Origin of the sequence: Sphingopyxis sp. EG6, from assembly GCF_003609815.1 — a bacterium.
Lineage (GTDB): Bacteria > Pseudomonadota > Alphaproteobacteria > Sphingomonadales > Sphingomonadaceae > Sphingopyxis.
Map to the genome: position 1 here is coordinate 1,766,431 of NZ_AP017603.1, position 25,054 is coordinate 1,791,484.

At 64.9% G+C, this 25,054-nt stretch carries 25 protein-coding genes; 9 read left to right on the forward strand and 16 right to left on the reverse strand.

All coding sequences use genetic code 11. From position 1 onward, the window contains the following. Window positions 1–36 precede the first annotated feature (36 nt). Entirely contained in the window at window positions 37–1,017 is a 981-nt protein-coding gene (locus SPYCW_RS08715) for an NAD(P)H-dependent flavin oxidoreductase (RefSeq protein ID WP_120216459.1), read from the reverse strand. A 131-nt stretch (window positions 1,018–1,148) separates the two neighbouring features. Here SPYCW_RS08715 and SPYCW_RS08720 point away from each other — a divergent pair, with 131 nt between their 5' ends. From SPYCW_RS08720 to SPYCW_RS08740, 5 genes are all read left to right on the forward strand, one after another. After that, complete coding sequence (locus tag SPYCW_RS08720) at window positions 1,149–2,243, forward strand: acyl-CoA dehydrogenase family protein (RefSeq protein ID WP_120216460.1); 1,095 nt, start codon at window positions 1,149–1,151, stop codon at window positions 2,241–2,243. Further along, window positions 2,240–3,445, forward strand: coding sequence for an acyl-CoA dehydrogenase family protein (locus SPYCW_RS08725; protein WP_120216461.1), 1,206 nt, complete (start codon window positions 2,240–2,242; stop codon window positions 3,443–3,445). Before SPYCW_RS08720 ends, SPYCW_RS08725 begins: the two co-directional genes overlap by 4 nt. A gap of 10 nt (window positions 3,446–3,455) precedes the next feature. Further along, entirely contained in the window at window positions 3,456–4,238 is a 783-nt protein-coding gene (locus tag SPYCW_RS08730) for an SDR family NAD(P)-dependent oxidoreductase (RefSeq protein WP_120216462.1), read from the forward strand. A 163-nt stretch (window positions 4,239–4,401) separates the two neighbouring features. Beyond that, window positions 4,402–5,652, forward strand: a complete 1,251-nt coding sequence (locus SPYCW_RS08735) for an acetyl-CoA C-acetyltransferase (RefSeq protein ID WP_120216463.1) — start codon at window positions 4,402–4,404, stop codon at window positions 5,650–5,652. Window positions 5,653–5,770: 118 nt separating this feature from the next. Continuing rightward, window positions 5,771–6,901 carry a CaiB/BaiF CoA transferase family protein gene (locus SPYCW_RS08740; protein ID WP_120216464.1) on the forward strand — a complete coding sequence of 377 codons (1,131 nt, stop codon included), beginning with the start codon at window positions 5,771–5,773 and terminating at the stop codon, window positions 6,899–6,901. 114 nt (window positions 6,902–7,015) lie between these two features. Here SPYCW_RS08740 and SPYCW_RS08745 read toward each other — a convergent pair whose 3' ends face one another. Continuing rightward, entirely contained in the window at window positions 7,016–7,711 is a 696-nt protein-coding gene (locus tag SPYCW_RS08745) for an acyl-CoA dehydrogenase family protein (protein WP_120216465.1), read from the reverse strand. Continuing rightward, the gene (locus SPYCW_RS08750) at window positions 7,708–8,847 is read right to left on the reverse strand and encodes an acyl-CoA dehydrogenase family protein (RefSeq protein WP_120216466.1); all 1,140 of its coding nucleotides are present in this window, start codon (window positions 8,845–8,847) and stop codon (window positions 7,708–7,710) included. The genes SPYCW_RS08745 and SPYCW_RS08750 overlap by 4 nt, the downstream gene beginning before the upstream one ends. Before the next feature lie 50 nt (window positions 8,848–8,897). Here SPYCW_RS08750 and SPYCW_RS08755 point away from each other — a divergent pair, with 50 nt between their 5' ends. Both SPYCW_RS08755 and SPYCW_RS08760 read left to right on the forward strand, forming a co-directional pair. Beyond that, window positions 8,898–9,701, forward strand: coding sequence for a crotonase/enoyl-CoA hydratase family protein (locus tag SPYCW_RS08755; RefSeq protein ID WP_120216467.1), 804 nt, complete (start codon window positions 8,898–8,900; stop codon window positions 9,699–9,701). Between the two features lie 2 nt (window positions 9,702–9,703). Beyond that, window positions 9,704–10,486: a tyrosine-protein phosphatase gene (locus tag SPYCW_RS08760; RefSeq protein ID WP_172595460.1), complete on the forward strand. Its 783-nt coding sequence runs from the start codon at window positions 9,704–9,706 to the stop codon at window positions 10,484–10,486. A gap of 88 nt (window positions 10,487–10,574) precedes the next feature. Here the strand turns inward: SPYCW_RS08760 and SPYCW_RS08765 are convergent, their stop codons facing one another. The 9 genes from SPYCW_RS08765 to SPYCW_RS08805 all read right to left on the reverse strand — a co-directional run bounded on the left by SPYCW_RS08765 (window position 10,575) and on the right by SPYCW_RS08805 (window position 18,671). Beyond that, window positions 10,575–11,900, reverse strand: a complete 1,326-nt coding sequence (locus SPYCW_RS08765; RefSeq protein ID WP_120216469.1) for a Xaa-Pro dipeptidase — start codon at window positions 11,898–11,900, stop codon at window positions 10,575–10,577. 54 nt (window positions 11,901–11,954) lie between these two features. After that, window positions 11,955–12,713: an HAD family hydrolase gene (locus SPYCW_RS08770; protein WP_120216470.1), complete on the reverse strand. Its 759-nt coding sequence runs from the start codon at window positions 12,711–12,713 to the stop codon at window positions 11,955–11,957. Window positions 12,714–12,815: 102 nt separating this feature from the next. Further along, window positions 12,816–13,736 carry an aminotransferase class IV gene (locus tag SPYCW_RS08775; RefSeq protein ID WP_120216471.1) on the reverse strand — a complete coding sequence of 307 codons (921 nt, stop codon included), beginning with the start codon at window positions 13,734–13,736 and terminating at the stop codon, window positions 12,816–12,818. A gap of 48 nt (window positions 13,737–13,784) precedes the next feature. Next, complete coding sequence (locus SPYCW_RS08780) at window positions 13,785–14,084, reverse strand: hypothetical protein (protein WP_145985964.1); 300 nt, start codon at window positions 14,082–14,084, stop codon at window positions 13,785–13,787. Between the two features lie 44 nt (window positions 14,085–14,128). Continuing rightward, on the reverse strand, window positions 14,129–14,767 hold the full coding sequence (locus tag SPYCW_RS08785) for a phosphatase PAP2 family protein (protein WP_232014926.1): 639 nt from the start codon (window positions 14,765–14,767) through the stop codon (window positions 14,129–14,131). A gap of 2 nt (window positions 14,768–14,769) precedes the next feature. Then, window positions 14,770–15,372, reverse strand: a complete 603-nt coding sequence (locus SPYCW_RS08790) for a hypothetical protein (RefSeq protein ID WP_120216474.1) — start codon at window positions 15,370–15,372, stop codon at window positions 14,770–14,772. A gap of 27 nt (window positions 15,373–15,399) precedes the next feature. Beyond that, the gene (gene lpdA, locus SPYCW_RS08795; RefSeq protein ID WP_120216475.1) at window positions 15,400–16,797 is read right to left on the reverse strand and encodes a dihydrolipoyl dehydrogenase; all 1,398 of its coding nucleotides are present in this window, start codon (window positions 16,795–16,797) and stop codon (window positions 15,400–15,402) included. Next, window positions 16,790–17,200 carry an endonuclease domain-containing protein gene (locus SPYCW_RS08800; RefSeq protein ID WP_269461343.1) on the reverse strand — a complete coding sequence of 137 codons (411 nt, stop codon included), beginning with the start codon at window positions 17,198–17,200 and terminating at the stop codon, window positions 16,790–16,792. Before SPYCW_RS08800 ends, lpdA begins: the two co-directional genes overlap by 8 nt. Before the next feature lie 118 nt (window positions 17,201–17,318). Next, entirely contained in the window at window positions 17,319–18,671 is a 1,353-nt protein-coding gene (locus SPYCW_RS08805; RefSeq protein WP_120216477.1) for a pyruvate dehydrogenase complex dihydrolipoamide acetyltransferase, read from the reverse strand. A 159-nt stretch (window positions 18,672–18,830) separates the two neighbouring features. Here SPYCW_RS08805 and SPYCW_RS08810 point away from each other — a divergent pair, with 159 nt between their 5' ends. Continuing rightward, on the forward strand, window positions 18,831–19,286 hold the full coding sequence (locus SPYCW_RS08810; protein WP_120216478.1) for a universal stress protein: 456 nt from the start codon (window positions 18,831–18,833) through the stop codon (window positions 19,284–19,286). On the opposite strand, the gene SPYCW_RS08815 is transcribed toward SPYCW_RS08810, so the two are convergent. Then, window positions 19,283–19,675, reverse strand: a complete 393-nt coding sequence (locus tag SPYCW_RS08815) for a hypothetical protein (RefSeq protein WP_120216479.1) — start codon at window positions 19,673–19,675, stop codon at window positions 19,283–19,285. The two genes, SPYCW_RS08810 and SPYCW_RS08815, sit on opposite strands and share 4 nt — an antisense overlap. 122 nt (window positions 19,676–19,797) lie before the next feature. On the opposite strand from SPYCW_RS08815, the gene SPYCW_RS08820 reads away from it, so the two are divergent. Beyond that, entirely contained in the window at window positions 19,798–20,592 is a 795-nt protein-coding gene (locus tag SPYCW_RS08820; protein WP_120218199.1) for a helix-turn-helix domain-containing protein, read from the forward strand. Between the two features lie 103 nt (window positions 20,593–20,695). Here the strand turns inward: SPYCW_RS08820 and SPYCW_RS08825 are convergent, their stop codons facing one another. The 3 genes from SPYCW_RS08825 to SPYCW_RS08835 are packed head-to-tail and all read right to left on the reverse strand — an operon-like array spanning window position 20,696 to window position 25,027. Next, window positions 20,696–23,017 (reverse strand): ribonuclease R family protein, encoded by a 2,322-nt coding sequence (locus SPYCW_RS08825; protein WP_120216480.1) that lies wholly within the window; start codon window positions 23,015–23,017, stop codon window positions 20,696–20,698. After that, window positions 23,014–23,442, reverse strand: coding sequence for a GxxExxY protein (locus tag SPYCW_RS08830; protein ID WP_120216481.1), 429 nt, complete (start codon window positions 23,440–23,442; stop codon window positions 23,014–23,016). Before SPYCW_RS08830 ends, SPYCW_RS08825 begins: the two co-directional genes overlap by 4 nt. 58 nt (window positions 23,443–23,500) lie before the next feature. Continuing rightward, window positions 23,501–25,027, reverse strand: coding sequence for an aminoacyl--tRNA ligase-related protein (locus tag SPYCW_RS08835; RefSeq protein WP_120216482.1), 1,527 nt, complete (start codon window positions 25,025–25,027; stop codon window positions 23,501–23,503). Window positions 25,028–25,054 lie beyond the last annotated feature (27 nt).

Genomic DNA, 25,054 nt, shown 5'->3' on the forward strand with positions numbered 1-25,054 from the left:
ATATCGAAAGCCCGCGCGGCGCGCCAGCATATCGGCCTAACGCCGCATCGATGCCAGTCGCTGATCGACGATCGCGTCGGCCTCGGCGATGATGCGGTCGATCAGTTGCTGACAGGTCGGGATGTCGTGGATCAGCCCCTGCACCATCCCGGCCCAGAACACACCTTTCGACAGGTCGCCGGTTTCGAGCAGTTCGCGCCCCGCCTTGCCGTTCACCAGTTCGGCGACATCGGCAAAGGTCGCATCGGGCTGGGCGAGACGGCGCACCACCTCTTCGCTCACCGCGCTCTTGCCGACGCGCGCGGTGTTCTTGAGGCTGCGGAAGATCAGGAAGCTGCCGCGCTCGTCATTGTCGATATAGGCTTGCTTCACATTGTCGTGGATCGGCGCCTCGACTGTCGCGCAGAAGCGCGTGCCCATGTTGATCCCCTCGGCGCCCAGCGACAGCGCAGCGACCAAGCCGCGGCCGTCGCCAAAGCCGCCCGAGGCCAGCATCGGGATCTTCACCTTGTCGGCGGCGGCGGGGATCAGGATCAGCCCCGGAATATCGTCCTCGCCAGGATGCCCCGCGCATTCGAACCCGTCGATCGAGATGATGTCGCATCCGGCGCGCTCGGCCGACAGCGCATGGCGCACCGCGGTGCATTTGTGGAGGATGGCGACCCCGTGGGGTTTCAGCATCTCCCATATCTCGCGTACCGCCTGCGTTCCCGCGGTCTCGACGATCTTGACCCCGCCATCAATGATCGCCTGCGCATAGGCCTTGTAATCGGGGGCGTTGATCGTCGGGAACACGGTCATGTTCACGCCGAACGGTTTGGCGGTCATCGCGCGGCAGCGTTCGATTTCGTCGCGCAGCGCTTCGGGGCTGGGCTGGGTCAGCGCCGTGATAATCCCGAGCCCCCCGGCATTCGAAACCGCGCTGGCGAGTTCGGCGTAGCCGACGCTCTGCATGCCTCCCTGAACGATCGGATGTTCGATCCCCAGCATGTCGGTGATGCGTGTCTTGAAAGCCATGGCCTGTCCTTCCCCATTTTGGTCGCGGCAAATGACGCTACGTCGACGCCGCGCCGGAATTGACTTGACGTTTACGTCAACGTCCGGTTCATTGGCAAGACAAGATATACGGGAGCGGGACAAATGCGGTCATGACGATCCTTTACGACGAAGGCCAACAGGCCATCGCGACCGAATCACGGCGGGTACTCGAAGCGCGCGTCAGCAAGGACGACTTGCTGCCACTGCTCGAATCGGTCGGCGATTATCATCGCCCCTTCTGGGACACGGCGAAGGAACAGGGCTGGACCGCGCTGGCGCTTCCCGAAGCACAGGGCGGCCTGGGGCTTGGATTGGTCGAGCTTGGGCTGATCGCGCATCAGGCGGGCCGGTCGCTTAGCGGCGCACCTTTTCTGACTTCGAATTTCGGGGCCGCCAAGGCGATCGAAATCTATGGCACCGACGCGCAAAAGGCCCGGTGGCTGCCCGGGCTGGCGTCGGGTGAGACGATCGGCGCGATCGCCTTTGCCGCTGGCCCCGATGCGCTGCCCGCTCAGCCTGACGTGACGCTGACCGGCGATTTGCTCGCCGGGGTCGCCAGCGCCGTTTCGGGTGGACTGGCCGCCGACATCGCGATCGTGCTGGCCAACGGTCCCGGAATGCCTGCGCTGACGCTGGTCGAGCTTGCGGGGGTCGAACGATCGACGGTTGCAAGCTTCGACAACAGCCGTTGCCTCGCCGACCTGCACTTTGCGGGCACACCCGCGGAAACCTTGGCGGTCGGCCATGCGGCGCGCGACGCCGCGCTCCACATCCTCGCCCTGCAAGCCGTGGTGACGGCGCATGAGCAAACCGGCGGCGCCGAAGTGCTGATGGAAATCGCCCGCGACTATGCGCTCACGCGCCGCGCCTTTGGCCAGCCGATCGGTGCGTTCCAGTCGGTGAAGCACCGTATCGCCGAGCTTTACGGCGTGGTCGAGCTGGCGCGCGCCAATTGCATCCACGCCGCCGCGCGCGAGGGCGAATCCGATTTCATCACCGCCGCCGCCGCCGCGCGGCTGTCGGCGACCGAAGCCTATGACACTGCGGCGCGCGACTGCATCCAGATCCACGGCGGCATCGGCGTGACGTGGGAGCTCGGCCTCCACCTTCATATGCGCCGCGCGCGCAGCCTCGCTATCGAACAGGGCAGCAGCCTGTTCTGGGAGGATGTGCTGGTCGACCGTCTGGCAGGAGAAGCGGCATGAGCGATCTCGAAACCTATCGCGCCAAGGCCGCCGCCTGGCTCGAATCGATGGCGCCGACCTATGGCCGCGCGGCGCGCAAAGGGTTGTCGGAAGCCGAAGACCTGGCGCTCGGGCGCCGCTATCAAAAGGCGAAATTCGATGCGGGCTATGCGGGTATCAACTGGCCGACCGAATATGGCGGCCAGGGGCTGACCCATCTGGAAAAGGTGACCTTCGACGCCGAGGAAATGAAGCACGGCTTCCCGAACTTCTATTTCGGCATCTCTCTCGGCATGCCGGTGCCGGTGTTGATGCAGTTCGGCAGCGACAAGGAGTTCGTCAAGGAACGCGTCCTGAAGGCGCTGCAGGGCGAGGAAATCTGGTGCCAGCTGTTTTCCGAGCCCTCGGGCGGCTCGGACCTCGCGGGCCTGCGCACCCGCGCCGAACCCGATGGCAATGGTTGGAAGATCAACGGCCAGAAAGTCTGGACCAGCTGGGCGCATTACAGCGACTATGGCGTCATCGTCGTGCGCACCGACCCGACCGTGCCCAAGCACAAGGGGCTGACCTATTTCTGGGTCGACATGAAAGCGCCGGGGGTGACGGTGCGGCCGATCAAGCTTGCCGGCGGCGACAGCCACGTCAACGAAGTGTTCTTCGATGATGTGAAGATCAGCGACGATCATCGCATGTCGCCCGTCGGCGGCGGCTTTGCGGTCGCGATCACCACGCTGATGATCGAACGCTATGTCGCGACCGACAGCGCGGGGTTCGGCCCGCACCTCGACCTGTTCGTCGACCTCGCTAAAGAGACGTCGCTGGGCGGCAAGCCCGCGATCGAGGACGGCCGTATCCGGCAACAGATCGCGCGCAACTATGCGATGCGGTCGGGGCTCGATTCGATCAACGTCCGCGCGCGGCTGATGATGCAGGCGGGGATGATCCCGGGCGCCGAAGGTTCGCTCAACAAGCTGGTCGCGGTGCGTTCGCGCCAGAAATTGTCCGAGCTCGCAATCGACCTGCAAGGCACCGGCGGCTTTGCCTTCGACGAACATGCCTCGCAAAAGGAGGATTGGGCATCAAGCTGGATCAACGCCCCGACGGGCCGCATCGCGGGCGGGTCGGACGAGACGTTGCTCAACACGATCGCCGAAAAGGTGCTCGGCCTGCCGCAGGATCATCGCCCCGACAAGGGCGTCCCGTTCAACCAGATTCCGGCTTGAGGAGGCGCGCATGAAATTCGATTCCACCACATCGGCCATTGTTACCGGCGGCGCTTCGGGACTTGGCCGCGCCACCGCCGAAGCGCTGGCGACGGCAGGGGTCAAGGTCACAGTCTTCGACATCAACGACCCGCTCGGTGAAGAGGTCGCACAGTCGATCGGCGGGCTGTTCGTCCATGTCGACATCACTGATGAGCAATCGGTGCTCGACGGTTATGCGAAAGCGCGCGCGGCGCATGGGCAGGAGCGCATCTGCGTCCACTGCGCGATGACGTCGCGGCGCGGCAAGACGCTCGCCTACGATAAACAAAAGGGCGGCTATCGCCGGACGCCGACCGAGGATTACGCCTTTGGCGTCGAGGGCATCCTCACCGCCAGTTACCGCGTGGCATCGATCGCCGCCGAAGGCATGGCCACCTTGCCCGAACTGGAGGATGGCGAGCGCGGCGCGATCATCCTCACCGCCTCGGTTGCCGCGCAGGACGGCCAGATCGGGCAGGTCATCTATGGTTCGGCCAAGGCCGGAGTGAACGGCCTTGTCCTGCCGATGGCGCGCGACCTGATGGACCTTGGCATCCGCGTCAATTCGATCATGCCGGGCGTGTTCGGCACACCGCTGCTGAACAATATGAACCCCAAGGTGAAGGAAAGCCTCGAAGCGTCCGTCCCCTTCCCCAAGCGGCTCGGCAAGGCCGAGGAATATGCCAGCCTCGCGATGGAAATGATCCGCAACACCTATTTCAACGGCCAGGCCGTCCGCCTCGACGGCGCGATCCGCATGGCCCCCCGCTGAGCTATGACATCGTCCCCTTTCCGTTCGTGTCGAGCGAAGTCGAGACACGTGAAGGCACGCACGAACTCGGCGTGTCTCGACTTCGCTCGACACGAACGGGGTAGAGGTCAGCAAATCCCTAAATCATGATCTTCCAATAATATCCTTCTGAAAGGACACTTCCATGCCCGAAGCCTATATCATCGACGCCGTCCGCACCCCGCGGGGGGTTGGCAAGCCCGGCAAGGGCGCGCTGTCGCACCTCCACCCGCAACATCTCGCCGCCACGGTGCTGAAAGCGATCAAGGAGCGCAACAACCTCGACACCGCGACGGTCGATGACATCATCTGGTCGACGTCGTCACAGAATGGCAAGCAGGGCGGCGACCTTGGCCGCATGGCGGCGCTGTCGGCGGGTTATGACACCCAGGCTTCGGGGACGACACTCGACCGTTTCTGCGGCGGGGGCATCACGTCGGTCAACCTGGCCGCCGCCACCGTCATGAGCGGCATGGAAGATTGCGTCATCGCGGGCGGTACCGAAATGATGAGCTACACCACCGCCTATGCCGCCGAACAAGCCAACGCCGGGCTGCCGCCGCGGCTGATGGGGTCGGGTCACGAAGCGCTCGACGAACTCCACCCGCAGTCGCACCAAGGCGTCTGCGGCGACGCGATCGCGACGATCGAAGGGATCAGCCGCGAAGATCTCGACGCGCTCGCGCTGGTCAGCCAGCAGCGCGCCGATCGCGCAATCAAGGAAGGCCGTTTTGCCAAATCGGTCGTCCCAGTGCTCAACCCCGACGGCAGCGTGGCGCTCGACCATGAAGAATTCCCGCGCCCCGAAACCACCGCCGAAGGACTGGCGTCGCTCAAGCCCGCCTTCACTGGCCTGGCTGATTTTGACCTGGGCGGCGGCTTCAGCTTCCGCAAGCAGATCAACCGCCGCTATCCCGATGTCGAAATCCAACACTTCCATCATGCCGGCAACTCGTCGGGCGTTGTCGATGGCGCCGCCGCGATCCTGCTGGCGTCCAAAGACTATGCCGACAAGCACGGCCTGAAACCCCGCGCACGCGTCGTCGCCTATGCCAATATCGGCGACGATCCGACGCTCATGCTCAACGCTCCCGTCCCCGCAGCGAAAAAAGTGCTCGAAAAGGCCGGACTGAGCAAGGACGACATTGACGTCTGGGAAATCAACGAAGCCTTTGCGGTCGTCGCCGAAAAGTTCATCCGCGACCTCGATCTCGACCGCGATAAGGTGAACATCAACGGCGGAGCGATGGCGCTTGGTCACCCGATTGGCGCTACCGGTTCGATCCTGATCGGCACCGCGCTCGACGAGCTTGAGCGCTCGGGGGGTCGCTACGGCTTGGTTACGATGTGCGCCGCGGGCGGCATGGCGCCCGCGATCATCATCGAACGCATATAATCAACCTTTGTCATTGCGAATGGAGCGAAGCAATCCAGAGCGGATTACGCGCGCACTGGATTGCTGCGTCGCTTCGCTCCGCGCAATGACGAGCTGATATAAATCTGGGAGACACGACATGGCTGGGCCGCTGAAGGGCATCCGCATCATCGAATTTGCCGGGATCGGCCCCGGTCCCTTCTGCGGCATGATGCTCGCCGATCATGGCGCCGAGGTGATCCGCATCGACCGCCCAGGCGGCTTCATGGACCCGCGCGATCCGCTCAGTCGCAACCGCACCTCGATCGCGCTCGACATGAAAAACCCGGAAGCGGTCGCGATCGCCCGCGAGCTTTGCAAAAGCGCCGACGGGATCATCGAGGGATATCGTCCCGGCGTGATGGAGCGGCTCGGGCTTGGCCCCGATGTGCTGCTCGCGGATAACCCCAAGCTGATCTACGGCCGCATGACCGGCTGGGGGCAGTTCGGGCCCTACTCCCAGGCCGCGGGTCACGACATCAACTATATTGCGTTGTCAGGCGTACTCCACGGCATCGGTCGTGCGGGCGAAAAGCCGGTGCCACCGGTCAATTATGTCGGCGATTTCGGCGGCGGCGGGATGATGCTCGCCTTCGGCATGGCGAGCGCGCTCGTCCATGCCGCGCGCACCGGCGAGGGTCAGGTGATCGACTGCGCGATGACCGACGGCTCGGCGCTGCTCGCGGGCATGACCTGGGGTTTCAAGGCGATGGGACGGCTAAAAGACGAGGCGGGCGTCAACCTGCTCGACGGCGCGGCGCATTTCTATGACAGCTATGTTTGCGCCGATGGCAAGTTCATCTCGATTGGGTCGATCGAACCGCAATTCTATGCGCTGCTGCGCGAAAAGACCGGGCTGACCAACGATCCCGATTTCGATGCGCAAATGGACCCCTCGAAATGGGGGACGCTGAAGGACAAGCTGACCGCGCTGTTCCTCACGAAGACCCGCGACGAATGGTGCGCGATCATGGAGATGACCGACGTCTGCTTTGCGCCGATCCTGTCACTGGGCGAAGCGCCTCAGCATCCGCACAATGTCGCACGCGAGACGTTTCTGGAGGTCGGCGGCGCGGTCCAGCCCGCTCCCGCGCCGCGCTATTCGGCAACGGTCAACGACACGCCGCGCGCGGCTCCGGCGGTCGGCGCCAATGGCGATGCGGTGCTGGCGGGGCTCGGTTATGACGCGCCCAAGATCACGGCGCTGCGCGAAGGCGGCGCGGTGCGGTAGTGGATGCTCGTTCAATCTGAACCGTAGCCCTGAGCCTGTCGAAGGGCGCTTCTCGGATAAGCGCCCTTCGACAGGCTCAGGGCTGCGGTGATGACCGCGTGGTACAGATCAGGCTTACCGCGCGGTCAGCGCTTCCCACAGCCCCTGTCCACCAAGCCCGGACACCTGCCGCCCCAGCTTCGCCGCCCAATAAGCATCATTGCCATGCTCGCTGCGCCAGCGCATCAGCGGGATCGTCACGCGGTTCAGCACATATTCGGCGGTAAAGCCGATCGCGCCATGCACCTGATGCGCGATTGCGGTCACCACCCCGACCGCGCGGTTGGCGCGCAACTTCGCCGCCGCCATCTCGAAATTCGCCGCGGCAGGATCGAACCCCACCGCATCCAGCCGCGCTGCCAGCGCCGCAGCCGCTGCTTCGACCGCGCGCACTTCGCACGCCATCACCGCCAGCGATTGCTGCACGGCCTGGAATTTGCCTAGCGGCCGCCCGAATTGCTGCCGCGTGTTCACATGCGCGATCGACAGCGCCAGCGCCTGCCCCATCGCGCCCGCCATCAGGCTGACCGTAGCGGCAGGCTGCACAGCGTCCGGCGCGATCAGCGCGGCAATCGCCAGATCAGGGACCGCGACGCCCGCGATCTGCAACACCGCATTCACGTCGCCCCAGTCGCCGCCGAAACCGCCATCGGCTTCGGGCACGAGCAGCAGGCCGAATCCGGCCTCTTCAATCGGCGCCATCCCCGCCGTCGCCGCCTCCGCAAACACCGCGCGCGCGGTGTCGCACAGCATGTCGCGCGCCGCGCTCATCTGAGGCCCAATCCGCGCGCGATGATTCCGCGGATCACTTCGCGCGTCCCGCCGCGCAGCGAAAAGCTGGGCGATGCGATCAGCAGCGCACGGAGCAATCGGCCAAGGTCGCCCGGATCGTCCCACGGACAATCGACGATGGCCTGCACCCGGCGCGGCATGTCCTGTTCGAACGCGTTGCCCAATTCCTTGACCACCGACGCTTCGACCATCGGATCCTCACCCGCCGCCAGCTTCGCCGCGGTCGACATCGACAATTGGCGCAGCGTCCACATCTCGGCGGTGAGTTCGCCGATCAGCACCGCGACCGCCGGGTCGGGATCGGCGCCTGCCGCATCGATCAGCGCGGCGAGCAGCGCGTGGCTCGACAGATAGCGTTCCGGCCCCGACCGTTCGAGCCCGAGCTCGGCGGTCACCTGCTGCCACCCCTGCCCCCGCGTCCCGACCAGCGCGCCATGCGACACCAGCACATCGTCGAAAAACACCTCGTTGAAGTCGTGGTTACCCGCCATGTCGATGATCGGGCGGATCGTGATGCCGGGAGTGTCGAGATCGATCAGCAGCTGGCTCAATCCCGCGTTGCGCTCGCTGCCCTCCTCGGTGCGGACAAGCGCCAACATGATGTGCGAGAATTGCGCGCCGGTGGTCCAGATTTTCTGGCCGTTGATCCGCCAACCCTCCGCGGTTTCGCGCGCCGTGGTCCGCACCGCCGCCAGGTCGGACCCTGCCCCCGGTTCAGACAGCCCGATGCACGCATAAAGCTCACCCTTCGCAATCCCCGGCAAATAGCGCTGGCGCTGTTCCTCGCTGCCATAACGCACGATCAGCGGCCCGGTCTGCCGGTCCGCGATCCAGTGCGCCCCGACCGGCGCGCCCGCCGCCAGCAATTCCTCGATCACGACATAGCGTTCCAGCGGATGGCGGTCGCCGCCGCCATATCGCGTCGGCAAGGTCATCCCGATGTACCCCGCCGTCCCCAGCGCGCGGCTGAAATCAGCATCGAAGCTCGCCCAGCAATTGGCACGCGCGACGACATCGCCCTGCGGCTGGTTCACCGCGAGCCATGCCCGCAATTCGGCGCGCAGTGCTGCGATGTCGCCGGGTGGATCGAAGGGATAGAGCGCAAAGCCTTGCATGTCCCGACAGCCATGCAATAGCCTTTGCCAACAGGAAAGGAATTTTGATCATGGGCGAGTTTTTGAGTGTCGAGCGGCGGGGGAAGATCGCGATCCTGACCATGATCAAACCCGAAAGCATGAATGCGATCGGTACCCATGAGGATTGCCAGGACATCATCGACACGCTCAGCACCCTTGGCGACGATCGCGGCGTCAGCGCGATCATCCTGACCGGCAGCGGCAAGGCGTTCAGCGCCGGCGGCAATTTGAAGGGCATGCAGGATCGCACCGGCATCGGCGTGCTCGACCAGCCCGACTCCACCCGCGCCAATTATCGCAAGGGGGTACAGGCAGTGATCCGCGCCCTGATGGACTGCGAAGTGCCGATGATCGCCGCGGTCAACGGCCATGCCATCGGCCTGGGCGCCGACCTGGCCTGCACCTGCGACATTCGCATTGCGGCGGAAAGCGCGAAGTTCGCGTGCAGCTTCATCAAGGTCGGCATCGTCCCCGGCGACGGCGGCGCATGGCTGCTGCAAAAGATTCTCGGCTATCCGCGCGCGGCCGAACTGTTCCTGACCGGCGACCGCTTTGACGCGCAGCAGGCAAAGGAATATGGTCTGGTCACGGACGTCGTCCCCGACGCGGAACTGCTCGATCGCGCCGTGGCGATTGCCGAACGGATCGTGTGCAATCCGCCCCGCGCGCTGCGCCTCACCAAAAGGTTGCTGCGCGAGGCGCAGCATAGCCGGATGAGCGACATCTTGGAGCTCAGCGCCGCCTATCAGGCGATCGTGCACGAAACGGCCGATAACCGCGAGGCGATCAACGCCTTCGTCGAAAAACGCCCGCCGGTGTTTACAGGAGAATGACCATGATTGCCGAGCGCGTCCTGCCCCTGAGCGGCGTCCATAATTTCCGCGATTATGGCGGCTATGCGGTCGAGGGTGGCGGGCGGCTTCGCGACGGCATGCTGTGGCGATCGGCGCATCACGAAGCGGCCACCGACGCGGATCTGGCGGCGCTCGACGCGCTGGGGCTGGAAACCATCATCGACCTGCGCGGCGACGACGAGCGCGAATTGCATCCGTGCCGCCGGTCGGAGAATTTCTCGGCGCGCGTCTTGTTCGCGGGCGGCGTGACTGCAGGGTTGGCGCCGCATCTTCAGGCGGCAGGCGGGACGATCGATGTCGAAACCGCGCGGGCGCGGATGATCGACACCTATGCCGGCATGCCCTATCGCCCCGCGCTCGTCGCGACGCTGCGCCTCTATCTCGCGGCGCTTGCCGAATATGACGCGCCAAGTCTCGTCCACTGCGTCGCGGGCAAGGACCGCACCGGCTTTGCCGTCGCGATCGTCCATCGTCTGCTCGGCGTGCATGAGGACGATCTGATGCACGATTATCTGCTCACCAACACCGCGGGCAAGATCGAGGAACGGATCGCGCAGGGCGCGGCGCATATCCGCGCGCGCTATGGCGCCGAAATCCATGACGACGCGATCCGCGCGCTGATGTCGGTGAACCCCGCCTATCTCGACGCCGCACTCGCCATCGTGCGCCGCGATCATGGCGACGTGCCGAGCTATGCCGAAGCGGTGCTGAACTTCACCCCCGACATGCGCGATGCGATCGTCGACAAGCTGGTGGTTTACTGAACCATCCCAAAAATCGTAGCCCTGAGCCTGTCGAATGGCGCTTCTCGGGTAGGCGCCCTTCGACAGGCTCAGGGCTCCGGTGAGACTCTTACTCCCCCTTCACCAGCAACCCGCCCTTGACCACCGCATCGACGCTTTCCAGCTGCCGCACATCGGCCAGCGGATCGCCATCGACTGCGACGATGTCGGCATAACGCCCCACCGCAATCGCCCCGACGTCCTTTGCGCGGCCCAGCGCCTCGGCCGCATTCTTCGTCGCCGCTTGGATCGCCTGCAGCGAGGTCATCCCATATTCGACCATGACGCGGAACTGGCCGCCGACCTGGCTGTGCGGCATCACCCCGGCGTCCGACGCGAACACCATCCGCACCCCGGCGCGGTGCGCTTTCCTGAAATTGTCGCGCTGGATCTGCGCGATCTCGCGATCCTTGCGCAGATTGTCCTCGAGCACGCCGTTCTTCGCGCCCTCGGCCTGCGTATATTCGGTGTTGAAGATGTCCATTGCGAACCACACCGGCTGCTTGCGGGCCACCGCCATGCGGATGCCCTCGTCGTCGACCAGGCTCGCATGTTCGATCGTGTCGATCCCCGCAGCGATGGCGGCGCGGATGCCCGCGGCACCATGCGCGTGGGCGGCGACGCGCAGCCCCCATTGGTGCGCCTCGTCGGCAATCGCGCGCAGTTCGTTCTCGGGCACCTGCAACTGGCCCGGTTCGGTGTTGCGCGAGAAAACGCCGCCGGTCGCGCACACCTTGATCACCTCGGCGCCATATTTGCGCTGGCGCCGCACCTGATAGCGCAGCTCGTCGGGCGTATCTCCGATCCCCTCTTCCTTGCCGTCCTTCTTTTCCAGGCTGGGCGGCAGGAAGGTACTGTCGCAATGGCCGCCGGTGGCGCCGAGCGCATAGCTCGCGGGCACGATCCGCGGTCCCACCGCATAACCCGCGTCGATCGCCTGCTTCAGTCCGATGTCGTTGCGATCGCCCGACCCGACGTTGCGCACCGTCGTGAACCCGGCATCGAGCATGTCGCGCGCGTTCTTGACCGCGGTCATGCCCCAGAAACTGTCGGTAAACTCCAGCCCGCGATAGCCGCCGATGTCGGCAGGTCCGTCGAGATGGACGTGCATGTCGATCAGCCCGGGAAGGAGCGTCTTTTGCCCCAGGTCGATATGCTTGACGTCGCTGCCCCAGCGCACCGTGCGCGCATCGGCGATATTGGTGATCCGCCCGTCGGCGCCGACGAAGATCGCGGGATATTCGACCGTCTTGCCGGACAGCACATCGACATAGCGGGCAGCGGTTATGACGGTCTGCCCCGCGGGCGCCTGCGCCGCCGTGGAGAACGCAAAAAGCGCCGCCGAGCCCAACGTGATTCCCCGCAGAAAACTGCCGAACTTTACTCGCGATTCCATAGTTTGATCCGCCTGCTTCTGTTGCCCGGTACGTTGATGGCAAAGGCAATAAAATTAGGACAGCGAAATCTTGTGCTGCGCAAGATACTGATAATCGGGACGGCAGGCGTCGGCGACGTTTTGCGCCTCCGCGGTCAGTTCGGGCTGCGGTTTGTCGGGCGCACCAAAACTGGTACTCGCCGCGACCGCATCATACCAATGGCTTGCCCAAATGCCGTCGGTGGCGTGAAGCCCCGGCTTCCACGACAACATTGCCGGATCCCATGCGATGCCCAGCGCCGCGCACAATTTCTGCAGCATCGTTGCCGGATCGCGCAAGATGTCGGCGCTGTCGATCACCGGCGGCGCGTGGCCCAGACGATCGGCCTCGCGATCGAAAAATTCGACCTGCTTGTCGGTGCCGAGATGGTCGGGACGCACCGCGACGCGCTTGGCGGCATAGCTCGCCACGACGCGCGCCGGGTCGCGGATCAGGAAAGCGTGGCGCAGGCCCGGCAGGTCGTGATGCGCGATCGGTCCGACCATGTGGTGCGCCATATGCTTCTGGTACCAGATTGGCGCGCCGGTCGGGCACGCGCCGGTCATGCTGCGCGCCACGCCGTGCCAGTCGCAGTCCATCGACGCCATAACCTCGTCGGCCATCGGCTGCGGGTCGCCGGTTGCCTTCAGATAGGCGCCGTAAAAGGGCTCGTCGGTGACGAAGCTGTCGGCGCGGCTGCCGAAGCTGCGCATCATGGCGGTCGACAGGTTGCGCGGTCCCGACCACATTGCGATCTTGAGCGGCTCCCCGCTCGGGGCGATGCGGATCGTCATCGCGCCGCTTTCCTTCTTCCGTTCGTGTCGAGCGAAGTCGAGACACGTTGGCGCCAGACGTGTCTCGACTTCGCTCGACACGAACGGGATTGGGAGGGCCGCCTATCCATCGAGCGCGCCCGCAATATCCCGCTCGATCAACGCCTTGTACAGCCCCTGCAGCCGCTCGACCATCGGCCCGCGACCGTCGGTGAGCTTGCGGCCGTCGATCGTATGCGCCGGAACCACTCCCGCAAAGGTGCCGGTCACAAAGGCCTCGTCGGCGCCGTGAACCTCGGTCAGCGAGAAATTCTTCTCGAACACGGGAATATCATTCTCGCGGCAGATGCGGATGACATTGCTGCGCGTGATCCCGGCAAGGCAATAGTCGCCGCTCGATGTCCACACCTCGCCCTTGCGGACGATGAAGAAGTGCGTCGAATTGCACGTCGCGACAAAGCCGTGCGGATCGAGCATCAACGCCTCGTCGGCGCCCGCCTGTGCCGCCTGGATGCACGCGGTGATGCAGTTGAGCTTGCTGTGCGAGTTGAGCTTGGGATCCTGCACCGCCGGATCGCCGCGGCGCACATGCACGGTGAACAGCGACAGGCCTTTTTCGACCGTCGAGGGGAGTGGATCCTTATGCTCGGCGATGATGACGATCGTCGCGGGCGAGATGACGACGCGGGGGTCCTGATACGGAGTCGAGCGGATACCGCGCGTGACCATCAGCCGGATGTGACAGGCGTCCATGCTGTTGGCGTCGATCGTGTCGTAGAGCCGCTGCACCAACGCGTCGCGGCTGATCCCGATGTCCATCGCGATCGCCTTGGCCCCTTCCCACAAGCGGTCCAGATGCTGGTCGAGGAACGCCATGCGTCCCTTGTGGACGCGAATCCCTTCCCACACGCCGTCGCCCAGCATGAAGCCGCTGTCGAACACCGACACGCTGGCCTGTGCACGTGGCACCAGCGTGCCGTTGATGTTGATCAGGATCGCGTCGTTGCGCGGATCGGGAACGAAGTCATGCGTACCTTGGGCCATGCCCCCTTGGTAGCCGCTCGCGCGCGGCTGTCGAGAGCGAAGCGGCTGCTAAATTGCCTTGCGGCCAAAGCTGGCGGGATGCGTCGACACGTGGGACGCCGCGTCGTCGGGATCGACCGACACGTCGCCGACCAGCCCGGCCTCGCGCTTGCGCATATAGTTGGCAAAGGCGGCATCGGGATCGAACTCCGGTTCGACCAGAACCTCGCCCGGTTTCAGCCTGGCCTCGAAAGCCATATCCGTACCATTTTGGGCGCCAGCAGCCGTGCCCAGATTCTTGATGATCAAGGGCAGCGCGATCAATAACCCGCCGACCACGACCAAAATGATCCAAGGGGAAATGTCCATGCCGAAGCTCCCACTATTCAGCGGAGCGCTATAGCAGCGACAGTTTACGATTCCCTTAGTGCGCCGCCGCCGTTCAGGCGGCCAAGCGCGACCCACCACGCCGCCGTCAGCGCAAACGCCGTGCCGAGCAACGTCCCGCCGACGATGTCGCTCGCCCAATGGACGCCGAGCATGATGCGCGAAAAAGCGTTGAGAAAAATCATCGCGACCGCCAGCGTCCAGGCCGCGGTGCGCCAATGCGGCGGCGCCAGCCAGGCAAGCAGCAGATAAACCACGGCCGCGCTCGTCGCATGCCCGCTGGGGTAGGCAAAGCTCGTCTGATGATCGAGGTGATCGATCACATCGGGCCGCGCGCGACCGAAGCCGAGCTTGAGCAGGCTCGACGCCAGGTTGGCGAGCAGCGACGCCCCGCCCAGCGCCACCGCGCAGCGCGGCCCGCACCAATGCCAGACGAGCCCGCACAGCAGGATGACGATGACCCAGCGCGGAATGCCGCCGCCGATCCAGCTCACCGCCTGCATGAACGTCACCAGCGCCGGATCGACCGCCTCGACGCGCAGCGCGAGCGCGGCGGAAACCGCCAGATCGACGCCTTCGGTCCATCCCGCGCCGACCGCAAAGCCCAGCAGGATCATCGCCACCAGCATCAGCGCCGCCATCGTCGGCACCTGCCGTCCCGTCATGCTCACCGGCCCGTCTCCCTTGTCATGCGCGCGCCCGACCGGCGCCATGCGTCCAGCTGTCCGGCAAAGCGCCGCAATTGATCAACCCCGCCTTCGACATCATTGTCGAACAATCGCACCTCCCGGTCGCCGCCTTCGCTGCGGTAGCGAAGGTACAGCCCGTGCCGCAAACGCGCGCCGATCCGCGCCGCTCCCCCGCCACCCTCGCCCGGCAGGCGATCGGCGCGGTCGACAATCACCTCGGCAATATCGGCCACCGGCACCGGGCTCGCCGCGCCGTAGCTTGCATGAAGATAGAGCGCATGCCCCTCGATCCGCGCCGCAACCCCGCCGCGCACGACGCGCGCGCCGAACCGCCCGACATAGAACAGGCTGGCGCTGCCCAGCAGCAACAGGAACGGGATTTGCAGCGATCCCAGCAGGTCGTCGTCCCGATGGGCGGGCGCGGGAAATTGCAGCCCCGGCAGCCCGATCGTCGGCGGCGGCGCGATACGCTCGGCATGTTCGATCCACGCCAGCGCGAACGCCGCGGCCGCGAACACCGCAAACAGCAGCGCCTTCCCCAAATTGCCCGCGCGGGAAAAATGCAGGATCGACGGGTTCACGCGGTGGTGCCGGATCGCGGCGCGCGATCAGATGTGCAGCGGCCGCCCGAACGCCGCCAGCACGCCCTCGTGCATCGTTTCGCTGAGCGTCGGATGCGGGAAGACGGTGCCGATGAAATCATCCTCGACCAGCTCGGCGGTCTTGCCGATCGTATAGCCCTGGATCAGCTCGGTCACCTCGGCGCCGATCATATGGGCGCCGAGCAGTTCGCCGGTCTTGGCGTCGAACACGGTCTTGGTGAAGCCTTCGGACTCACCCAGCGCGATCGCCTTGCCGTTGCCGATGAAAGGGAAAGTGCCGGCCTTGACCTCGTAACCGAGTTCCTTGGCCTTTGCCTCGGTCAGCCCGACGCTGGCGATCTGCGGGCGGCAATAGGTGCAGCCGGGGATGTTGCGCGGGTCCATCGCGTGCGGGTGATTGCCCGCAATCGCCTCGACCGAAATCACCGATTCGTGCATTGCCTTGTGCGCGAGCCACGGCGGCGCGGTGACGTCGCCGATCGCCCAGATGCCGGGCACGTTGGTGCGGCACATCGCGTCGGTGTCGATATGCCCCTTGGTGGTCTTCACGCCAAGCGCTTCCAGCCCGATATTCTCGGTGTTTGGAACGATGCCGATCGCGACGATCGCATGACTGAACTCGGCGCTTTCGACCTTGCCGTCCTTGCCCTTGATCTTCGCCGAGACGCCGGTCGCGGTCGCCTTCAGTTCCTCGACCCCGGCGCCGGTGTGGATCGTCATACCCTGCTTCTTAAGCTGCTTTTCGAGGAACGCCGACACATCGGCATCCTCGACGGGAACGAGCCGGTCGAGCATTTCGACGACAGTGACCTCGGCGCCCATGTCGCTGTAGAAGCTTGCAAATTCGATCCCGATCGCGCCCGAACCGATGACGAGCAATTTCTTGGGCATTTCGGGCGGGACGAGCGCGTGGCGATAGGTCCAGATGCGCTTGCCGTCGGCGGGCGCGAACGGCAGGTCGCGGGCGCGGGCGCCGGTGGCGACGATGATGTTCTTGGCGGAGAGGGTTTCGCTACCCTTCTCGCCTTTGACTTCCAATTTGCCCGGCGCGGTCAGCTTGCCCTCGCCCATATGGACGGTGATCTTGTGCTTCTTCATCAGGAAGGCGACGCCCTGGCTGAGCTGTTTCGCGACCCCGCGGCTGCGCTTCACCACCGCGTCGATGTCGGCGCTGATCTGCTGCGCGATCAGACCATAATCGCCCGCATGCTGCATATAATGATAGATTTCGGCCGAGCGCAGCAGCGCCTTGGTCGGGATGCAGCCCCAGTTGAGGCAGATGCCGCCCAGATTCTCGCGCTCGACGATCGCGGTTTTCAGGCCCAGTTGAGCCGCGCGGATCGCCGCGACATAGCCGCCGGGCCCGGAGCCGAGAACGATGAGGTCGTAGTTGGTGTCAGCCATTATGGGCTCCTTCAAAAGCCCCTCTCCCCTTGCGGGAGAGGGGTTGGGGTGTGGGGTCGGCGCGCGTCTGCGCGCCCGAGAATTCGATGGCGTGCAATATGGCTTCGGCAGTACCGTCGCTATTGGTCAGCACGTCGTTGTTCCAGAAGCGCAGAACACGAAAGCCTTGCGCTGCCAGATAGGAATCGCGGTCGGCATCATAGGGGCTTTCTGAATGCTGCCCACCGTCCGCCTCCACAATCAATCGATGCTCGAAACAAACAAAGTCGGCGATGTAGAGATCGTCGATGATGACCTGCCGCCGCCATCGCAGGTCGGCCAATCGCTTCGCGCGCAGGATTGACCAGAGCCGACGTTCGGCGTCGGTCGGGCTCGACCGCATCGCGCGGGCGTGTTCCAGCAAAAGTGCCTTGCGGGCGAGAACGTCGGTTACTGTCTTATGCGCCGCAGACGCGGCGCGGACCCCACTCCCCAACCCCTCTCCCGCAAGGGGAGAGGGGCTTTGGCCCCTCGCGGGCATATTACGCCACGAGCCCCAGAGGGTTCTCCACCAGTTCCTTGAAGGTCTTCATCAAGAGCGCGCCGTCGGCGCCGTCGATCGCGCGGTGGTCGAAGCTGCCGGTCGCCGACATGACCGTCGCGATCGCGAGCGCGTCGTCGACGATATAGGGCCGCTTCTCGCCCGCGCCGATCGCCATGATCATCGCCTGCGGCGGGTTGATCACCGCGGTGAACTGCTTGATCCCCATCATGCCCATGTTGGAGATGCTGGCGGTGCCGCCCTGATATTCCTCGGGCTTCAGCTTGCCTTCCTTGGCCTTCGCGGCGAGTTCAGCCATTTCGGTCGAGATTTTCGACATCGACTTGCCGCCCGCATCGACGATGATCGGGGTGATCAGCCCGCCGGGGATGCTGACCGCGACCGAAATGTCGGCGCGACTGTACTGGCGCATCACATCGCCGCCGAAGCTGACGTTGCACGCCGGCACGCGTTCGAGCGCCACCGCGAGCGCCTTGATCAGCATGTCGTTGACGCTGAGCTTGACGCCGCGGCTTTCGAGGCTGGCGTTGAGCTCGCCGCGCAGCTTGAGCAGCGCGTCGAGGCGGATGTCGACGGTCAGGTAGATGTGCGGCGCTTCCTGCATCGACTGCGTCAGGCGGCGCGCGATCGTCTTGCGCATGCCGCTGAGCTTGGTGTCCTCGTGCGGGATGCCGAAATCGGGGATCGGGCCTGCCGTGGCAGGAGCCGAAGTCGCAGCAGGCGCTGCTGCCGCAGGTGCGGCTGTGCTGGCGGCGGCAGCGGGCGCAGCGACACCTGCCGGAGCGCCGTCGAGGTCGTCCTTGACGATGCGGCCGCCCGGGCCGGTGCCGGTGATCGTCGCAAGGTCGATGCCGCGTTCGGCGGCAAGCCGCTTGGCGAGCGGGCTGGCTTTGATGCGGTCGCCTTTTTCCGTCGTCCCAGCGGAAGTTGGGACCGCTGGGGTGGGTTCGCTGACGGGAGCGGCCCCAGCTTCCGCTGGGGCGACGTCTTTGGCTGGCGCGGGCGCTTCGGCCTTCGCCTCAGCTGCGGCAGACGCAGCAGCAGGTGCCGGAGCAGGTGCCGGAGCCGCCTTCACGTTCCCCGCATCCTCGCCCTCACCCGCGATCACCGCAATCACGGTGCCAACCTTCACCCCATCGGTCCCCTCGGCGACCAGAATCTGGCTGACCACACCCTCGTCGACCGCTTCGAACTCCATCGTTGCCTTGTCGGTCTCGATCTCGGCCAGCAGGTCACCAGATTTGACGCTGTCACCTTCCTTGACCAGCCATTTGGCCAGCGTGCCTTCCTCCATCGTCGGCGAGAGGGCGGGCATCTTGAGTTCGATTGGCATGTCTAGGCGTGTCCCTGTCAGTCTTGCAGGCCATGCCTGCCGCTACGGATTCGTCCCTCGTCATAAGAGCATCGTTCGTCAACGTCCATTGGCGCAAACTTGCGTTTCATACGAATGTGACGCACTCTCTACGCACAAAAAGCATAGGGGGTCGGGGCGATGCGGACATATCTGGTGGTGATCGACGACAGCCCCGAGGCGTCGCTGGCGCTGCGTTTTGCGGCGCGCCGCGCCGCGCGGACCGGCGGCGGGGTCGCGGTGCTGGCGATCGTGACGCCGCAGGATTTCGTCGCCTTTGGCAGCGTGCAGGCGACGATTGAGGCCGAAGCGCGCGAACATGCCGAGGAACTGGTCGCTGCCGCCGCCGACGCGGTGGTGCAGGAAGCGGGGGTGACGCCGCAGATCCTGGTCAAATCGGGCAAACCCGCCGACGTCGTGCGCGAGGTGATCAATGCGAGCGACGAGATTGCAGCGCTGGTGCTGGCCACCGCGGCGAACGGCGCACCGGGGCCGCTGGTGGCACACTTCACCGGGCAGGACGCCGGAACGCTGCCCTGTCCGGTGATGATCGTGCCGGGCGGGATCGACCTCGCCCGGCTCGATGCATTGAGTTAGACGGTAATCGTGCGCGGCAATGCCGCCGCGCCCTTCGCTTCGTAAATCGCAAAAAACAGCACGCCGATCGCCTGCACAAAAACAACTGCGATGCCGATCGCGGTCATCTGGGCCGCGAACATCGCCAGCACCACAAAGCTTGCGATGACCCAGCCAAGATTGCCGACCGCGATCAGGTTGGCGAGCCCCTTGTTCGGCGCCTTCTGGCTTGCGACGAACAGCATCAGCAACGCTGACGGCAACCCGATCCAGCCTGCGACGGTCACCAGTTCGGAGGGGAGGCCAAGCAGGGTGGCGACCGTCGCAGTTGCAAAGACGCAAAAGACGAACAATCCGGTGCAGGTGATGGCATCGATAATCAGCGTGTTCTTGAGATTGAAAAGCGACATTGGGGTTCTCCTTTCGGGATGACCCCTTCCATCTGCCGCGCCGAACGCCGCCAGTCGATTACGCGCAAGGTAATGGAAAAGCAGAAAGCCGGGGTATAGCTCTCGCGGCAAAGGAGACGATGATGCAACCCGCACCGCTCGGCACCCAACTCCGCGAATGGCGCAGCCGCCGCCGGATGAGCCAGATGGACCTGGCGCTCGACACCGACATATCGACCCGGCATTTGAGCTTTATCGAAACGGGGCGGTCAAAACCGAGCGCGCAGATGTTGCAGCGGATCGCCGATCGTCTGGAAGTCCCGCACCGCGCACGCAACGCGCTGCTGCTGGCGGCAGGCTACGCGCCTGACTATCAGGAACGCCCGCTCGATAGCCCGGAGATGGCCGGGGTGCGCGCGATCGTCGAGCATGTGCTCAAGGGCCATGAACCCTATCCGGCGCTGGCGGTCGATCGCCACTGGAACATGATCGCGGCGAACGAGGCGATCGCGATCTTGATCGCCCGGGTGTCCCCTGCCCTGCTGGCGCCCCCCGTCAATGTCCTGCGCATCGCGCTGCATCCGGAAGGGCTGGCGCCGCAGATCGTCAACTATGGCGAATGGCGCGCGCATATCCTCGAGCGGATGGACGTCCAGATTGCGGCGAGCGCCGACGCCGGATTGATCGCGCTGCGGGACGAGCTGGCGGGCTATGCGGTGCGAAGCGACGACCATAGCGCTGACCATCGTGACAGCCATGCCAGCAGCATCGCGGTCCCGCTGATCCTGAATACCGATGCCGGGCGCATCTCGTTCGTGTCGACGGTGACGATTTTCGGCACGCCCGTCGACATCACATTGTCGGAACTGGCGATCGAAGCGTTTTTTCCGGCGGATGCAGAGAGTGCAGCGTTGTTGCAGAAATTGGCGGGCAAGTGATCTCCCCTCCCTGCAAGGGAGGGGCTGGGGGTGGGTCAGCGACGGCAGTGCGGCTCGCTTCGCTCGCACCCACCCCTAACCCCTCCCTTGCAGGGAGGGAGAGTTAGCGCCGCCGCCCCTTGTGCTTGATGTTCGCCGGCCGCCCGCGCTTGCCGACCATATGCTTGCCCGCCTTCCCCTTCCCGGTCGCCTTCCCCTTCACCTCGTCGCGGCGCGGCGGGCGATTGCGGAAACCGCCTTCGGGCGCGTCGGGCAGTTCAAAGCGCAGCGCGCCGCTCACCGGGTTTGCGTCCATCAACCGCAGGCCCAGCCGCTGGCCGACGCTGTAGCTGACGCGGCCATGCTCGCTGTCGAGGCTGCGCGCCGCTTCGTCGTAGAAGAAGCGTTCGCTGCCCAGCGTCGACACCGGCACCAGCCCGTCGCCGCCGAGCCCGTCAACCGTCGCGAAAAAGCCGAAGGGCTGGACCCCGGTGATCCGCGCCGCGACGATCTCGCCGGTCTTGCCCGCCAGATAGGCCGCGACATAGCGATCGACCGTCTCGCGCTCGGCCTCCATCGCGCGGCGCTCCAATGCGCTGATCGCCTCGCCGATGCGCGACAGCCCCTTGGCATCGGCCTCGCCCAGTCCGGTGCGCGCGGGCAGGTTCCTGGGTTTGCCCGGGACTTCCAGCCGGTAACTGTCGACGAGCGCGCGGTGCACGATCAGGTCGGCGTAGCGCCGGATCGGTGAGGTGAAATGCGCATAACTGCCGAGCGCGAGGCCGAAATGGCCTGCATTGGCGGGGCCGTAATAGGCCTGCGTCTGGCTGCGCAGGATCGCCTGCATGATCTCGGGCAGCCGGTCGTCCTCCGAAAAGCCGTCGATCAGCCGGTTGAACACCGCGGGCGTGATCACCTGCCCCAGCGCGAAGCTCTGTTCAAAGGTTTCGAGATAATCCTTGAGGCTGACCAGCTTCTCGCGGCTCGGCGGTTCGTGGATGCGGTACATGACCGGTGATTTCTTCGCCTCGAGCGCTTTTGCCGCCGCGACGTTCGCCGCGATCATATAATCCTCGATCAGCCGCATCGAATCGAGCCGGTCGCGCACGCGGATTTCGGCGATGCCGCCCGCCTCGTCGAGGATCACCTGACGTTCGGGCAGGTCGAGGTCGAGCGGCGCGCGGGCGGCGCGCGCTTTCGCGAGCAAAGCCCAGCAAGCCCACAGGCTCCGCAGCGTCGGGAGCACATCGGCATCCCAATCATCCCGCGGCGTATCGGCATCATAGGCCGCTTGCGCATGTTCATAGGCGATGTTGGCGCGCAGCCGCACGAGCGCGCGGTTAAAGCGCCATGACGTCACCTTGCCATGCTTGTCGATAACCAGGTGGCACGCCATCGCGGCGCGGTCTTCGCGCGCTTTCAGCGAACAAACCCCCGCCGACAGCGTTTCGGGGAGCATCGGCACGACGCGGTCGGGGAAATAGACGCTGTTGCCGCGCCGCCGTGCCTCGCGGTCGAGGTCGCCGTCGGGGCGGACATAAAAACTGACGTCGGCGATTGCGACGATCGCCCTATAGCCGCCCTTGTTGCCCGGATCCTCGTCGGCGATCGCCCAGACGGCGTCGTCATGGTCGCGCGCGTCGATGGGGTCGATCGCGACGATCGGCAGGTCGCGCAAATCCTCGCGCCCGTCGGCCGTAAGCGGCAGCCTGGCCGCGCGCTCGGCCTCGGCGATCGTTTCGCCGTCGAAAATATGCGGGATTTCGTGCCGCGCGATCGCGATCATGCTCAGCGACTTCGGCGCAAAGGGGTCGCCGATCCGGTCGATGACCTTCGCCTTGATCGCCGCGCCGCGTCCGGTAAGCTCGGCACGGACGAGGTCGCCGATGTCGGCATCACCCTTGTCGGCAACCGCGAAGTCGAACCGCGCGCGCTTGTCGGCGGGACGCAGCCAGATCAGCGGTTTGCCGCCCGGGCCAGTGTCCTCGACCAGCACGCCGATCACCGTCTCGGCGCTCGCCGCGAGCCGTTTCATCGGATGCGCGACGTGGCCGTTGCCGCGCTCCTCGGTGCGCGCAAGGATGCGGTCGCCGACGCCGAGTGCGCCCTTTCGCCCCTGCTCCATCACGCGCAGCCGCGGCGGCGGCGCGGTTCCTTCCCAGCGGTCGGGAACCGCCCAGAGGTTGCTGCCCTCGATCGCGACGACGCGCAGCACCGTCACCCGCGGCAGGCCGCCATGCTTGTGGAACGCCCGGCCCGGCGCCATGTCAACCAGCCCCTCGTCGGTCATGTCCTTCAGCAGCGCCTTCAATGCGATCTTGTCGTTGCCGTGCAGCGCAAAATGCTTGGCGATCTCGCGCTTGCCGACCGCATCCTTGCTCGCTTCGATAAAGCGCAGGATCTGCTCGCGCGTCGGGAGTCCGGGCTGTGGCTTGGGCTTTTTCATCCGACGTCGCGCAGTTTGTTCGCACGAAGACACGAAGACACGAAGAGCGTCGGGTCATTCAGCAGGCGCCGGACGCCTTCTTTAAATGTCGGGGTACCGAAGTTCATGACAAATCCGTGGGTCAAACCCATTAATCTCAAATAAGTAATAACCTGCTTCGCATGAACCGGGGCGGTTGTCTCGCTCGACTTGAGCTCTATCAAGACCCTATCATCGACCAGCAAATCGATCCGAAAGGCGTTGGGAATGGCAATGCCGTCGGAGGTCAAGTCGATCGGCACCTGCCGATCGACTTTTAATCCCAATGCACACAGTTTGGCCGCCAACATCGCTTCGTAGGCCGACTCCAGTAAGCCGGGGCCAATATCCTGATGAAGTTTGAAGCCGCAATCGACGACGATAGTGCAGAGCTGTTCGATATCCATGCCCTGCCCCCTTCGTGTATTTGTGTCTTTGTGCGAACCAAATCTCGCAACGCCTAAATCAGTAGGTCCGCCCGATCAGCACCCGCTCGACCGCCGGTTCGCCGGTGAAGAAGCAGGCACCGTCGGCGGGCGCGGCGTCCATTGGCGTGTTGCGCATCGTGAGCTTCAGCGACTTGAGTTGCTCGACGATCTTGTCGAGCGCCGCGCCGGTCGGCCGCGACCATTGGACTTCGGCCCAGCCGACGAATTTGTCCTCGCCCTTGAAATGCGCGGCGAGGTCGGTGACGTCGCGGCGGATATTCGCGTCGAGGCGCTGTTTCGCCTCGGCGTGGAGGCTCGTCTGGATGTCGAGGAGCGTCGCGACGGCATCGGCGACGAAATCGCCCTTCGCGATGAACGCCGAATTGAGCTTGCCGTCATCCTTGTACAGCCGGTCGCGGCGGATCACCGCGACATTGCCGCCCGCGACGTCGCGCGGGCCGACCTCGACGATGATCGGTGCGCCCTTCTTGACCCAGCCCCAGCGCTTGGTCTGCGCCTTGTTCGCGCCGGTATCGAGCAGTACCCGCACCGGTTCGCGGAACGCGTCGAGCGCTTTCAGCTGCGCCTCGAGGTCGCGGCAATAATCGAGGATCGCGGCGTCCTCGTCATTGTCGCGCAGCATCGGCACGATCACGATCTGGTGCGGCGCGATGCGCGGCGGACAGCGCAGGCCATCATCGTCGCCGTGCGTCATGATCACGCCGCCGATCATGCGCGTCGACACGCCCCAGCTCGTCGTGTGGCACAGCGAATGACCGCCGTCCTTGTCCTGATACCGAATGCCCGCGGCCTCGGCGAAGCCGGTGCCGAGATAATGCGAGGTGCCCGCCTGCAAGGCCTTGCCGTCCTGCATCATCGCCTCGATCGAATAGGTCGCGACCGCGCCCGGGAAGCGCTCATTCTCGGGCTTTTCGCCCGCGACGACCGGCATCGCCAGCACATCCTCGGCAAAGGCACGGTACATTTCGAGCGCGCGCAGCGTTTCCGCCATCGCGTCGTCGCGGTCGGCATGCGCCGTATGGCCTTCCTGCCACAGGAATTCGCTGGTGCGCAGGAACATGCGCGTGCGCATTTCCCAGCGCACCACATTGGCCCACTGATTGACCTTCAGCGGCAGGTCGCGCCAGCTCTGCACCCAGCGGCTCATCGCGGCGCCGATTACCGTCTCCGACGTCGGACGAACGATCAACGGCTCTTCGAGCTTTGCCTCGGGATCAGGGACCAGCTTGCCCTTGCCGTCACCGATCAGGCGGTGATGGGTAACGACCGCCATTTCCTTCGCAAAACCATCGACATGGTCAGCTTCTTTCTCAAAGAAGCTCAAGGGAATGAACAAGGGGAAATAGCAGTTCTGAACCCCGGCATCCTTGATCGCGGCATCCATGACCGTCTGAATGCGTTCCCAGATGCCATAACCCCACGGCTTGATCACCATGCAACCGCGCACGCCCGATTCCTCGGCGAGATCGGCTTCGGCAATGACGTCCTGATACCAGGCCGCAAAGTCGGCCTGCCGGGTTACGCTGAGCGCATGTTTGACCATGAAATATCCGATTTTTCTGTCGTTGAG